Genomic DNA, 14,569 nt, shown 5'->3' on the forward strand with positions numbered 1-14,569 from the left:
TCCGATATTCTGCGCGCATGGCGCAGCACCGTCGCGAAACGCTCGACGAACTACAACACCTGGTGGCGTTTATCCTCTTCGAGGTGGCACTTTTTATATTTGACGCCGCTTCCGCACCAACAATGGTCATTTCGTCCCGGCAACCTCGGGGGATGATTCGGGACGGGTTTCAAGTTTTGGGCCCGTTGACGCAGCTCCGCCGCCCGGGCTTCGGCTGCAGCATATCGCTGCGACCCGACCTCCGGAAAATCAACGACCTGCAGATACGCATCAACCAGACTGAGCGCGACATCGTAGGTCAGCACAAAGGCTTTTACCGGCAAGCTTTGCATCAAGGCGAAAGCCTCAGCCTCGTGAGCAAGCTTCTCGAGATTCGCATCGGCGTCTTCGCGGCGCAACCACAGTACGACAGGTTCGCTATTAACATCGAACATAGTCCATCGCTCTGCGTTTCTCTGAAGCGACGCAGACAGCTCAGCGACTTTCGATGCGACCAATGTGCGCATATCCCCGTCGAAGTCGAGGAGACAGGCCTGCGCAGCGAGCCACCCAGGCTTTCGCGCCTCATCGAGGGCCTGGCACAGCGACCAAAACTCTTGAGGCCCGTCTTGTCGAGGACGCGGCCGGTCAGCCCACGAGTCGTCCACAAAGTAGCGGTCGATAACGTCAGAGTAGCCGGTAGTTAACAGTTCGTCGCCGCCGCGCTTCAACTCAATGAGGTCCCAATCGAAGCGGTTCTTTTTGATGTAAAACCCCAGGTGGTCGAGTTCATCGAAGACCATAGCCCTGCGGATGCCGGCGGCCTGCTGACGCACGCTCAGGTAGTGAAAGAACTCGCCGGCGCCTGGCAGGACCTTAGTCACAACGAAGAGGTCGTCAATCGACAGTGAAACGAAGGGGTGCTTGCCCAATATCGGGTCAATGCCGGGCAGCTCCTTGCACATCGTCGAAAACGGCGCGAATGACTCTACGGTAAGCCCGACAGGAATACACACGCGGTAGTCAGCGAGGCGTAGGCGGAGAACTTCCTCATAGTTCCCCTCATTTAGACGGAAGAGCGGGACCCTTTCGGCTGAGGCCGCATATTCGAAGAAGCGTTTCGATTGCTCGTACGCCGCAGTCACGAGCTGCTTGACGCCCCTGACGTGATTCGTAAAGTTCGTGGCCGGGTTATGCATCGGCATGGCGCCGGCCTTTGCCTCTAGCTGAATTAGCACGTCGTCAATCAACACGAGGACATCGTTCTCGACCCACCTGCCAGTTTCGGGATGTTGGTAGTACACCTCTTTGAATACCTGGGCACCACGCAATTGCGAGGAACAAATGAGTTCGAACGCGTCTTCCGACATCCGTTGCTGATTCGTGTTCCAAGCCTGACGGTAGTCAGGCAGCCGTTCCCGCAAGCCCCATTGAATGGCGCGGTAGGCGCTGTCGCGAATGAAGGCAACGTCGGTCGCGTAGTAGCCATCATCTAGCTTCACGGCTGGTCGCACGCGCGCCGGCAATGTTCGATAGGGAGTCCCGCAGAAATCACCCGGTGCAAAAAACTCCCCGTTGCCCCCTCTTTCGAAAGCAAGGTCCACGAGCAGCGCTTCAGGGAGACTCGTTTTACGCGAAAGGTTACAAATTCCGCCACGGAACATATCGACTATCGCCGCCTGGCCACGCTCAAATATGCCCGGGTCCTCAGCGCGCAAAATCCGGGCTGCCTGTTCTTCCTCGACGCCCTGTTCGACGAGTGCGGAAAGCCTGCTCTGGCCCTCCCGCAGCACAGCAAACGCTTCGTCGTGCCCTTGCATCATCGAATGCGCAATCTGCTGGATGCCGGCGGCGACCTCGTTCGCTCCTATCCCATATGCGCGATGCAAAGCCTCCCCATGTGGTGCGAGCACGAAGCGAAAAAACTCCCCTTCGAGCACTTGATAACGGTGCCCGCGCAGCGTAACCCAGTTCGCTTTGGCGAATATCTCGACCCGCGACGTCTCGGGTCCGAATTCGCCATCGCCACGTTGCGGGGTGCTGACCAGCGCGTAGTACTTGGCGGCCTTGTGCATCTGCTCACAAAGCGCGACGAGCTCAATGCCGCTTTTCTCACTGAACGTGGGCGCCTGTTCGTCTTCTGGAGTGAAGCACGACAGCACGGCGTGAAGGTACTCCAAGGCCATCTGGAGAATCTCTATCTGCGTTGTCCGGGTTGCATCATTTGCGTCACCTTTCACGGCCACAAGAAGGAGTCGCGACCACAGATAGCCAAGAAGCTGCTTCGGGTCATTTCGAAGCACGTTGCTCTTAATCTTCTCCGCAAGCTTTTCGAGCTTGAGGCGCGAGCGCTCGACGGCGGGCGCCAGGTCAATCCGAGGCCCCACACGAACGACATTATGTGCGCTCCCATTGCGCGGCTGCTTCCTGTTTCGTCTGGCCATAAATTTTCTCTTTCTTTTGGGGCGTACAGCCATCTGCTGTCGTCAGTGGTGAGTATGCGGATTGCACTCGTGCCATTCAAGGCGGTCATACAGCTTGCGCCTATAATGAGCCTCGTCCGCCTTTGAGCCAAGGGAGATAACGGCTGTCAGCACCTGTCGGTTGCGGACGTACTCATATAGCGAACGAACGAAATTGACGCCAGGTACCGAACTCATCTGGAACTGCCCTCCGGCCATCGCTGATGCGGCAAACGAAGCGACGGTCGAAGTCAAGCTCATCGCGCCCTTGCTCGATGCGTTGGGCTATGGCGGCGACGACATAGCAGCGAAGCACCCCATCAGGTTTCAGGACGGCCGTGCCGTCACAATCAAATATGCGGACTTCGTTATATTCGATGGCCCGTCGCGGGATGAGGGTGACGCTCTCCTTGTGATAGAGGCCAAACGGCCTGGCGAACGGATGGAGCCGGCCCGACGCCAAGCGGAGTCATACGCGCTTAGACTGCACGCTCTCGTGCACGTTGTCACGGACGGTCGCACGCTTGAGGTCTGGCAGTATCGTCGCACAGGTAAATCCGAGCTCGTTGTCAACTGTCGAGTCTGCGACCTACCCGCTCATCGAGCCGAAATCGAAGCGAGTCTCGGTCGGGAAAGCCTTAAGGCGTATCGCGCGCAGATTCGCGAGCCGAACCTGCGCGACGTCGCGTGGGACCTGTCAGCATATGAAAACGCCGAACTTTCGAGACTGGCGGCCGGCGAAGCGCTGGTAAATCGGACGCTTCTTCGCACAGAATTTCCCTCTGCTGACTCGAAACCGATTTCTGCCGACGAGTACGTGGCGCTTGAGCCGCTAACCGTGATTTACGCCCCGTCAGGCATGGGTAAATCGTTTTCTTTGTTGCGGATGTTTCAGCAGGCATTGGTGCGCCGACGCCTTCTGATGGAGCGCCCCATTCCCGTGGCAATTTCGCTTCCTGACGCTGCGGCGTCTCACGGCGACATCAGAAAGTTCGCGTACGACAGGATAGTTGCGCACTGTCCGCAATTCACGCCGTCCATGTTCGGCGAGATATTGCGCACAAATGGGTTGAACTTGCATTGTGATGCGTTCGACCGCGTTCCGGACTCCCGGCGGCCGCATATAGAGACCGAACTGAGCCTCTTGCTCAGAGATTCACCCCGCACGAGATTGACCGTGTTTTCGCGTCGGGGCACAGCTCCCCAACTCAAAGCCGATACATACTATCTGCAACCACTAGACCTTGGGCAACAGAAGGAACTGGAAAGGGTCATCCGGTGCGCGAAATCGCCATTGGATGGCGACGGGCTCGCGGTTGTCCCATCGTTGTTGCCCGACTTTTTCAAGAGGATAGCGGGTAGCCCTCTCATCTTTGCTCGACTGGTTGAGTTTTATGCCGAGAATGGCAAGCTGCCGACCGATTTGGCCGAGCTGTTTCGATTCTGGCTGGGAGAAGCACTTCGCCGCCGTGAGCACAAGCCCACGACATACGCCGCTCTCGAAAGCGCTTTGACAGCCATCTCGCTTCGGACGTGGGACGGCGCGGCCACTGTATCGGAAATTTCCGAGGCCCTGAGCGAGAGGGGCCTCCCTCTTGAGTTTCTCGACAGGCTTGTTGAGCTAGGGGCAATCATTGAAAGCGACGGCCGTTTTGAAGTCGAGCACGAGGCACTGGCCGATTATCTGCGTGCGAAGGCGACCGTCGAAGCCGTCCACATAGACCCGGACACAGTCATTCACGCGAGTCGACTTAACAGCGACGCCTTCTTCCCCGTTCTTCTTTCCGCACTGACGACAGATACTGATGCGCAGCGCAAGGTGCTCACTCAACTCACATCTCTCGGACTCGAAGGCTATCTCAACGCAGTCCGCTTCCGGGGGAAGGCGGCGAAAGGTCACAACTCCCTGTCGACAGCGGATGTTGAAGCGAATATGGCTACGGAGGTCGTCGATGGCTTCATGGCGCCGGCGCGACGGTTTTTCCCCGGCTTACTTGCGGATTTGATAGCGACCGCCACAGGCGTCCGCGCGACAACCGTCCATGCGGCCGTGAAGCTCTCTGATAAAGGTACGGCTGTCCGATTTTCACTCTTCGGCGGGGACGCTGAAGAGACGGGCGAGGACCCGTACCGCGAATCCCGTCTCGGCAGGCAAGACTTCGCCCCAATGGGCCGTGAAATTGGACTGGAAGCGCTGCACGGCTCGCTGGACAAGCTCATATCGGACTCCCACCTGCGCGGCGGTCCAGTTTGGCATGAAGAGCGGCTGTTGAGCCGCTTACGTCTCCTCCTCGTGGGACGGGCTGCCGTGGAGTCTTCCCTCCATATCAGCCAGCAACTGGCATTCTGGGAAAAATATCGAGGGGAAACCTATGTTTGCTCAATACGCGGCGTACTTTGTGAGGTCTCAGTTGACGAGATTCTCGTCGACCTCGACGTATTGGCAACAGCAGGCGTTAGCGAGGCGACGGTCTGGTGGAACTCTGGCGGCGACGACCAATGGTGGACTCGGGACTGGGACGAACGCGACGAGACGTTGCAGCAGTACTATACGCGGGCCGACGCGGCATACGCCGAGCTTATCGCTTTGAACTTCAGTGAAGTCGCGAACGACTTGGCCACGTACACTCTGTTGCCCCGTTCGTGGGAGGTCTATTTCCAGCCGAAGAGCACCGGCCGCCGACCATGGATTACAGCGCTATGGCACCCGGTCGCCGACGAGGCCGATGTTGCCGTTCGTGTCGTCAGAGGCACGCCGGCCGAAGGACTAACCGACATCAAGGCAGGGTGGTTTGACGAGACCGCCGCCAAACTGAATTCGCTTGGGCGACGATTCCGAGACGTCGCATATGGCACGGGAATTCCACCGTCATTCTCGGGGCGCACGCTGACGGGAGGTTACGACGGCAAGACGGCCGCTCTCAGAACCGCTTGCCAGCGGTTGCGGCATGAATTCCAAAGTCACTTTTATCAGGTCACAGGCAGGTCGCTACCCATCGGGTCTGAAGAGTAACTGTCAGCCGTCCGGGAGGTGTGCGCTGACCACAAGTCGCCAGGAACCGCCGCCTTCGAAGCTACGGGTGAACAGGGTTTGACCGAGACACTCGCGTCGGCTTGCCCCGATGGGAGTTAAAATCACCGGCATTTCCTGCCGTTAATTACGGCAACGCCAAATCACCGTCCGACTGGGGCGGTCGACAAGCCAACAAGTAGTAGCGGGATAGGTATCGAAAAAATGAACCATCAGGCCTTGTCTTCTTTCATCTGGTCCGTAGCTGACTTGCTACGTGGCGATTACAAGCAATCGGAGTACGGACGCGTCATCCTGCCATTTACCGTACTGCGACGTCTCGATTGCGTGCTTGAGCCGACGAAGGCGGCAGTACTAGCTGAATTTGACGCAAAGACGAAGGCAGGGCTGAACCCGGACCCATTCCTCACGCGCAAAGCCGGACAGTCGTTCTACAATACCTCACCGCTCGACCTCGTGAAGCTGCTGGGTGACCAGGACCATATCCGGCAGAACCTGTATACATACATCCAAGCATTTTCGCCCGCCGCGCGAGACATCTTTGAACGTTTCGACTTTTACACCCAGGTGGAACGACTGGCAAAAGCCAACCTGCTATACCTGGTCACGGAGAAGTTTGCAAACATCGACTTGCACCCTTCGGCCGTAGATAACACGCAGATGGGTTTAGTGTTCGAGGAACTCATCCGGAAGTTTGCGGAAATCTCGAACGAGACGGCCGGGGAGCATTTTACCCCGCGTGAGGTCATCCGTTTAATGGTGAACCTGCTGTTCATCGAGGACGACGATGTGCTTACGCCTGGTAACGCCGTCGTGCGCACAATCTACGACCCGACCGCAGGGACTGGCGGCATGCTGTCGGTAGCAGGCGAATTTCTGCTCGACCACAATCCGGCAGCCCGTTTGACGATGTTTGGCCAAGAATTGAACGATGAGTCGTATGCCATCTGCAAGGCGGACATGCTCATCAAGGACCAGGACGTCACGAACATCGTTGCCGGCAATACTCTGTCGGACGACGGTCACAGCGGACGCAAGTTCGACTACATGCTCTCGAATCCGCCGTTCGGCGTGGAGTGGAAAAAGGTCGAAAAGGCGGTGCGCAAGGAGCATGAAGAGAAGGGCTTTGATGGCCGCTTCGGCCCTGGGTTGCCCCGTGTGTCTGACGGCTCGATGTTATTCCTGATGCATCTGCTCTCGAAGATGCGCCCCGCGCAGGAAGGCGGCAGCCGCTTCGGCATCGTGCTGAACGGCTCGCCGCTCTTTACCGGTGGTGCTGGCTCTGGCGAGTCCGAAATCCGTCGCTACGTGCTGGAGAACGACCTGGTGGAGGCCATCATCGGCCTGCCGACCGACATGTTCTACAACACCGGCATCGCGACGTACGTGTGGATTCTGTCGAACAAAAAGCCGCAGAACCGCAAGGGTTACGTGCAGCTTATCGACGCGTCCAGCTTCTGGCAGAAGATGCGCAAAAGCTTGGGCAGCAAGCGCAAAGAGATGTCCGAAGAGCATATTGCGACTGTTACCCGGCTCTTCGGAGATTTCGTCGAGGCTGAACTGGCTACCGTCGTGGATGTCGAGGGCAAAGAGCTTTCCCGGTGGGTCATGCTTGGTGGCGGGCGGGCGCCGGAAGTGCCTGCTGGCGGCAAGTTGAAGTCGACACCAATTTCGCGAGTATTCAGGAACGAAGACTTTGGCTTCACGACGATTACTATTGAGCGGCCGCTACGGGACGGGAATGGTAAGGTCATGCTCGGCCTGAAGGGAAAACAGAAAGGCCAGCCACAACCGGATAGTGCGTTGCGCGACGCCGAGAACGTACCGCTTTCCGAAGACATCGCCGCTTACTTCAAACGGGAAGTGCTGCCTCATGCGCCCGACGCGTGGATTGATGACGAAAAGAGCAAGATAGGCTACGAGATTCCCTTCAACCGACATTTCTACGTGTTCGAGCCACCGCGCGACTTGCACACGATTGACGAAGAATTGAAGGCGGTGTCGGCCAATATCATGAGGATGCTTGAGGAACTGGCGGAATGAGCTTGTCACGCTATCGAGAATACAAGGACAGCGGCCACGAGTGGCTCGCAGAGGTGCCGCAGCATTGGAATGTGAAGCGTGTTAAGAGGCTAGTTAGCTCAATCGAACAGGGCTGGAGCCCACAGTGCGAGAATTGGGCGGTTGATGGCGAAGATGAGTGGGGCGTTCTTAAAGTCGGCTGCGTGAACGGTGGAGTGTTCAACCCGCTCGAGAACAAGAAACTGCCTTCCGAGCTAACGGCAATCCCCGAACTCGGTATTGCGCAAGGGGATTTGCTAATTTCTCGCGCCAACACGCGGGAGCTGGTTGGTAGCGCGGCCGTGGCCACGAAGGACTATAGAAATCTTTTGCTATGTGACAAGCTGTATCGGCTTCGTTTGCAGAGCGAGCAATGCACGCCGCATTTCTTGTCCTGCTACCTCGGCATCGAAGAAGTCAGGGGGCAAATCGAATTAGCGGCTACTGGCGCAAGCAGCTCGATGCTCAATATCGGACAATCCGTAATTCTCGAGCTACCCGTACCTCTGCCACCTTTCAAAGAGCAATTGGCCATCGCTGCTTTCCTCGACCGCGAAACCAGCATGATTGATACTCTGATTTCAGAGCAGGAAAAGCTCCTCACCCTGCTGGCAGAAAAGCGGCAAGCCGTCATCTCGCACGCGGTGGCCCGAGGCCTCAATCCGGACGCGCCAAAGAAGGATTCGGGTGTGGCATGGCTAGGCGACGTACCGGTGCATTGGGAGGTCGTCGGTCTCACGAAGTATCTTGAATCCGTTGTGGATTACCGGGGCCGCACTCCCACCAAGGTTGATGAGGGCGTTTTTTTGGTTACGGCCAAAAACATTCGAGACGGCGTCATTGATTACGAGTCGTCGAAAGAGTACATCGGGACTGCAGAATACGACGAAGTCATGAGACGAGGTCTCCCCAAAGTCGGGGACGTGCTATTTACGACCGAGGCGCCCCTCGGACAAGTTGCGTTGGTGGACCGCGAAGATATCGCTTTGGCTCAGCGTGTCATAAAGTTCAGAGGAGAGAGCACTCATCTAGACAATCGTTTTCTCAAATTCTGGATTATGGGAGACGCTTGCCAGTTCAATCTAGCGCAGCTGGCGACAGGCTCTACCGCGTTAGGTATCAAAGGCAGCAAAATCGGGCAGGTTCGATTGTGCTTGCCGCCGCTTGATGAGCAAGCGGCAATTGTGGGCCATATCGAGCGGAATGTTGTTGAGCTTGATGCCCTGAAAACCGAAGCGGAACGCGCTGTAGAACTGCTGAAGGAGCGGCGTAGCGCCCTTATTTCCGCTGCCGTCACTGGCAAAATCGACGTGCGCGGGCAGTCTCTTGCGCTGGAAGCCGCAGCATGAACGTCGTCGGCTCGTTTCGCCTTTCCGCCCACGACGAGGTGACGACTCGTGAGACTTGCCAACGCGCCACACAACAAGAACAGACCATTCCGGGGTAACGCATGAGCAACCTGCACCAGGAGCACCACTTCGAGGCGGAAATCTGCCAGCACCTGGGTGCCAACGGCTGGCTCTACGCAGAGGGTGATGCGGCGCGGTACGACCGCCCGAACGCCGTCTATCTTCCCGACCTGCTGGCGTGGGTTGAAGAAACTCAGCCCGCCGCCTGGCAGCGCCTAACCAAGACGCACGGTCCGGCCGTGAGTGACCGGCTTGCCGACCGGGTGCGCAAGAGTCTGAATGAGCGCGGCACTCTCGACGTCCTGCGGCGCGGCGTGGAGATGCTGGGTCTGAAGGAGCCGCTGTCACTGGTGCAGTTCAAACCGTCGCTCGCCATCAACCCAGCCATTCTGCAGCGCTACGCAGCAAACCGCTTGCGCGTCGTGCGCCAAGTGCGGCATTCGCCGAACAACCCGCTAGAAGAACTGGACCTCGTGCTATTCGTCAACGGCATTCCGGTTGCCACGGTCGAACTGAAGTCCAACTTCACGCAGAGTGTGCAGGACGCAGTGGACCAGTATCGCTTCGACCGGCACCCGCATCCCAAAGCAGGCATAGTCGAGCCGCTGCTCAGCTTCCCCGGCGGTGCGCTGGTGCATTTTGCTGTCAGCCAGAGCGAAGTCATGATGTGCACTAGGTTGGCTGGCCCCTCGAGCGTTTTTCTACCCTTTAACCGGGGCAACGAGGGCGCGGCCGGAAATGCACCGAATCCAGGTGGCTTTGCCACCGCCTACCTGTGGGAAGACATCTGGGCTCGCGAGAGCTGGCTCGAGATTCTAGGCCGCTATCTGATTGGCAAACGCGACGACAAGAAACAGCTCAAGAGCGTCATCTTCCCCCGATACCACCAGCTTGATGCGACCCGCAAATTGGTTGCCGACGCGCTAGCTAGGGGCGCGGGCGAGCGCTACCTTATCCAGCATTCCGCAGGCTCCGGCAAGACCAACTCGATTGCATGGACGGCGCACTTCCTTGCTGACCTGCATGATGCTGAACACAATAAGATGTTCGACAGTGTGCTGGTCGTGTCGGACCGTACAGTTCTCGACGCGCAGCTGCAGGAAGCTATCTTCGACTTTGAGCGCACCACCGGCGTGGTTGCCACCATCACGAACGAGCACGGCAGCAAAAGCGCCCAACTCAGCCAGGCGCTGAAAGACGGCAAGAAGATTATTGTCTGTACCATCCAGACCTTTCCGTTTGCGTTGCAGGCCGTGCAGGAGCTGGCCGCCACCGAGGGCAAGCGCTTTGCCGTCATCGCGGACGAGGCGCACAGTTCGCAGACGGGCGAAGCAGCCTCGAAACTGAAGCAACTGTTGTCAGTCGAGGAGTGGAATGCATTGCAGGACGGAGGCGAAATCGACACGGAAGCGCTGCTCGCCGCCCAAATGGAAGCGCGCACCGGCGCAAAGGGCTTGACGTACGTAGCTTTCACGGCGACGCCGAAACAGAAGACCCTTGAGCTCTTCGGTCGTCCCGCCCCGGACGGCCTACCGCAACCATTCCACGTGTATTCGATGCGCCAGGCAATCGAGGAAGGCTTCATCCTCGATGTCCTCAAGAACTACACGAGTTACAAGCTCGCCTTCAAACTCGCACACGACGGTCACGAGCTCGACGAGAAACAGGTCGAGCGTAGCACTGCGATGAAAGGCATCATGCAGTGGGTCCGGCTGCACCCGTACAACATATCGCAGAAGGTTCAGGTCGTTGTCGAGCACTATCGCGAGAATGTGCAGCCACTGCTCGACGGCCGCGCGAAGGCGATGGTAGTTGTGGCCAGCCGCAAGGAAGCGGTGCGCTGGCAGAAGGCGATTCGCGCCTATATCGAAAAACAGAATTATCCGCTTGGCGTGCTTGTTGCATTCTCCGGCGAAATCGACGACCTCGAGACCTTTCCAATGCCGGTGTCCGAGACCAGCAAGGAACTGAATCCCGGGCTCAAGGGTCGCGACATCCGGGACGCGTTCAGCGAACCCAGCTACCACCTCCTGCTCGTGGCCAACAAGTTTCAGACCGGCTTCGACCAGCCGCTGCTGTGCGGCATGTACGTCGACAAGATGCTGGGCGGTATTCAGGCGGTACAAACGCTCTCGCGCCTGAACCGCGCGTATCTGGGCAAGGACACCACCTACATTCTCGACTTCGTCAATGACGCCGGCGAAATTCTGAAGGCGTTCAAGACCTATTACGAGACCGCAGAACTCGAAGCGACAACGGACCCGCACAAGGTCTACGACCTACGGGCCAAGCTCGACGCGAGCGGCAACTACGATGACTTTGAGGTCGAGCGGGTAGCAAAGGTTGACCTTGACCCGAAAGGAACTCAGGCGCAATTGGACGCGGCAATCGCTCCCGTCGCGAACCGCTTGCTTAAGCGCTACAAGTCCACGTGGCAGGAGCGAACTTATGCCGAGGAGCAACATGACGACAAGGCCGCTCAGGCTGCAAAAGATGCCCTCGACGCGCTCGTTCTCTTCAAAAATGATATGGGCGCATTCATCCGCCTGTACGCGTTTCTGTCCCAGATTTTCGATTACGGCAATACCGATATTGAAAAGCGCTTCCTGTTCTTCAAGCGGCTGGGACCGCTGCTGGAGTTCGGCCGTGAACGCGACGCGGTCGACCTTTCCAAAGTGGTGTTGACTCACCATAACTTGCGAAACACCGGCAGACAAACGCTGAATCTCGGGCATGGTGAATCGCCAAAGCTGCCGCCGATGGATGCTGTCGGAAGCGGTTCCGTTCAGGATAAACAGCAAGCGTTTCTCGACGAAATAATCGAGAAGGTCAATGGCCTGTTCGAAGGCGAGCTCACGGACGATGACCAGCTCGTGTACGTCAACGGCGTCATCAAGGGCAAGTTGCTGGAAAACGCTACCTTGGTGCAGCAGGCGATGAGCAACAGCAAGGAGCAGTTTGCAAGCTCACCGGACCTGAAAAATGCGTTGCTTCACGCCATCATGGATGCGTTCGAAGCGCACAGCGCCATGAGCACTCAGGCACTTGGTTCTGAGCGAGTGCGCGAAGGGCTCAAGGACATTTTGCTTGGGCCAGCGCAGTTGTACGAAGCGTTGCGCGCCAAGTCAAACAGCGCCGAAGGGACGGCTGCCTAAAGCTGAATAGAGCTCGCCCGCAAAGGTAAGCGACGGACGACGGTATAGGTTCGATAATCGACCACGCGAAATTTATGTCATACGACTTCACCACACTTAGTCCGGGAGATTTTGAAAGTCTTGTAGCCGACCTTCTGTCACGAAGCTGGGGCCGACGGTTGGAATCATTCAAGGCTGGAAAGGACGGTGGCATCGACTTGCGCCTTAGTCGCGCTGCGGCCGATGAGGGAGATACCGTTGTCCAATGCAAACGCTATGCGCCTCATAAGCTTCCTGAACTTTTGCGAAGCCTCAAACTAGAGCTTCCGAAGCTGGCGAAGTTGCGACCACATCGTTACGTATTGGCAACTTCGGTTGGATTGACACCGCTGAACAAGGACGTCCTCATCGAACTGCTGCGGCCTTGGTGTCAGTCGCCCGGTGATATATTTGGACCAGACGAATTGAACGGTCTGCTCCGTGAACACCCCGAGGTCCTAAAGGCGCATTTCAAACTTTGGATTAGTAGTACGGAAGTTTTAGAAAGTGTATTGCATGCCAGAATTTTTGCGTTCACTGACGCCACAGTTGATGCAACGCGAAGACAACTAAGCAAGCTTGTTGTCCACAATGGTTTGACTCGTGCGCTGGACTTGCTGCATCAGCATCACCACGCGGTGATAGCCGGAAATCCCGGCATCGGGAAAACGACCCTCGCGCGGATGCTTATGTGTCACTACATGGGCAACGGGTTCGAACCAGTGATGATATCCGGCAATATTGAAGACGCATGGACGCTTGTTCATCAGGCACGTGATGAACGACGAAAGCTATTCATTGTTTACGACGACTTCTTGGGGCTGGACGCGTTCGATTCGAGACGCTTTGAAAAAAACGAAGATGCGTCGTTGATGACGTTGTTAGATAAAGTGAGGGCCTCGTCCAATCTACGTTTTGTCCTAACAACAAGAGAATACATTCTTGAAGACGCGAAGCGCGTGCACGGCGCGTTTGATATGCGAGCAAGCGAGCTGGTCAAATGCACCATTTCGCTTGCAGACTATACTGAGACGCACAGAGCAAGAATGCTATTCAATCACTTATATTTTTCCGACTTGCCTGACGAACGACTTCAAAAGTTCGTCCAAACGGGTGTCTATCGGGACATAGTCAAGCATAAGCACTTCAACCCTCGGGTCGTCGAAGCAATCAGTAGTTACGCTAACAGTCGTTCGATGAATGACGACGAATACGTTACGTATGTCGCTGCGGAATTCAAAAATCCAGCGAAGTTGTGGTCGGTTCCGTTCCACCGACATATCAGCGGAATTGCTAAGCATCTTCTGGCCTGTCTTTGGAGCTTCGGAGGCCACACAGAAATTTCGTTTCTTCGCAAGTGCGTCTCCTTGCTGAATCCCGGCATATCGCCGGAAGCTCTTGCAGTGCAGTTCAACGACGCAATAAAGCAAGTTGATGGAAATTTTATCCAAACCGGACGATTTGCGGGGGGGAACTGGAGTGCTCGCGATTTTCACATCGCTCAGTTTCAAAATCCTTCGGTCGCTGAGTTTGTGCGTCAGCTAGTATCAGATGAGCCGACGTGGCTAAGCATCATCCTGCCCGCAGTTATCTGCATTGACCAAGTCAACACCTTGTTTGATGCCGGGAAATCACGGAACGACCTAGGCGCGACTTTTTGGTTAAAGCTACGACAGCAGCTGCGGCTAGTAGAAGACAAGGCGCACCGACGTTTCCTTAGCTACAGGTACTCGAGTCACAATATGCTACGGACAGTATGGATGGTTGAGCCCACTAGGCTGTCGGCAATAACGCTGCGTCACCTACAGATTGACTCCAAGGCCAAATTGCCAGATGCGCATACGCAGGCCCTTGAAAAGCAACTCCTTACGGTCGAGGCATGGAAAGGAATCTTTCAAGACACTTTGCACGATGTGATTGGTGCTATGGACGCAGCCAGAATACAACGATGGATTGAAAGCGAAAGCGGGTGGTCTTCCTGGCATGTGCGCGAGTCGAATCGTTGCTATCGACTGGCGCTCCTTGGTATCTTCGATGACCCTCAGCTCGGTACGCTTCAGATGTCTGTTCTCGAAAGCCTGACCAGAGGTTGCATATCAGATAATCTACCGTTTGGCGACGAAGAAAGGCATGCAGTAGCTGACGCCGCAAGAGCGTCGGTAGCAATGTCTCTTGGTGAAGAGGAAGACCCAGACGAACTTCGATATTGCGTGAAAGAACTCAAGAAGGTTGAGGCAGGTCTCGAAATTGACATGAGCATGGAGATAGCGCAGCTTGAGCGGCGCGCAGACGACCTAGAGTCACAAGACGACGAAGAGGTGGAAGAAGACTCCGACGCGGAGCAATTGCGCTACGGGGCAAAAACCGACTACGACGAGGATGTTGAGGATTTCGATTTGCTTTTTAGCGAACTGCTGAACCGCTAGTCTCCCCTAATCGGTTCGGGCGGAGTAA

General features: G+C 56.6%; 6 protein-coding genes. 5 read left to right on the forward strand and 1 reads right to left on the reverse strand.

What is annotated here, in order from left to right:
- Positions 1-50 precede the first annotated feature (50 nt).
- The gene (locus BLW71_RS41990) at positions 51-2,423 is read right to left on the reverse strand and encodes an SEC-C domain-containing protein (RefSeq protein WP_218157107.1); all 2,373 of its coding nucleotides are present in this window, start codon (positions 2,421-2,423) and stop codon (positions 51-53) included.
- Positions 2,424-2,616: 193 nt separating this feature from the next.
- On the opposite strand from BLW71_RS41990, the gene BLW71_RS00175 reads away from it, so the two are divergent.
- From BLW71_RS00175 to BLW71_RS00195, 5 genes are all read left to right on the forward strand, one after another.
- Positions 2,617-5,454: a type I restriction enzyme HsdR N-terminal domain-containing protein gene (locus BLW71_RS00175; RefSeq protein WP_177204932.1), complete on the forward strand. Its 2,838-nt coding sequence runs from the start codon at positions 2,617-2,619 to the stop codon at positions 5,452-5,454.
- Between the two features lie 222 nt (positions 5,455-5,676).
- Complete coding sequence (locus BLW71_RS00180) at positions 5,677-7,515, forward strand: type I restriction-modification system subunit M (protein WP_091792511.1); 1,839 nt, start codon at positions 5,677-5,679, stop codon at positions 7,513-7,515.
- Complete coding sequence (locus BLW71_RS00185; protein WP_091792512.1) at positions 7,512-8,882, forward strand: restriction endonuclease subunit S; 1,371 nt, start codon at positions 7,512-7,514, stop codon at positions 8,880-8,882. Before BLW71_RS00180 ends, BLW71_RS00185 begins: the two co-directional genes overlap by 4 nt.
- A 101-nt stretch (positions 8,883-8,983) precedes the next feature.
- Positions 8,984-12,097: a type I restriction endonuclease subunit R gene (locus BLW71_RS00190; protein WP_091792513.1), complete on the forward strand. Its 3,114-nt coding sequence runs from the start codon at positions 8,984-8,986 to the stop codon at positions 12,095-12,097.
- A gap of 74 nt (positions 12,098-12,171) precedes the next feature.
- Positions 12,172-14,541: an nSTAND3 domain-containing NTPase gene (locus tag BLW71_RS00195; RefSeq protein WP_091792514.1), complete on the forward strand. Its 2,370-nt coding sequence runs from the start codon at positions 12,172-12,174 to the stop codon at positions 14,539-14,541.
- The last annotated feature ends 28 nt before the right edge of the window (positions 14,542-14,569 follow it).

This window comes from Burkholderia sp. WP9 (assembly GCF_900104795.1).
Lineage (GTDB): Bacteria > Pseudomonadota > Gammaproteobacteria > Burkholderiales > Burkholderiaceae > Paraburkholderia.

What these genes read in the sequence shown, in the direction of transcription:
- BLW71_RS00185 (WP_091792512.1), top strand. Translation starts at nt 7,512, where the DNA reads ATGAGCTTGTCACGCTATCGAGAATACAAGGACAGCGGCCACGAGTGG.
- BLW71_RS41990 (WP_218157107.1), bottom strand. Translation starts at nt 2,423, where the DNA reads ATGGCCAGACGAAACAGGAAGCAGCCGCGCAATGGGAGCGCACATAAT.
- BLW71_RS00195 (WP_091792514.1), top strand. Translation starts at nt 12,172, where the DNA reads ATGTCATACGACTTCACCACACTTAGTCCGGGAGATTTTGAAAGTCTT.
- BLW71_RS00190 (WP_091792513.1), top strand. Translation starts at nt 8,984, where the DNA reads ATGAGCAACCTGCACCAGGAGCACCACTTCGAGGCGGAAATCTGCCAG.
- BLW71_RS00180 (WP_091792511.1), top strand. Translation starts at nt 5,677, where the DNA reads ATGAACCATCAGGCCTTGTCTTCTTTCATCTGGTCCGTAGCTGACTTG.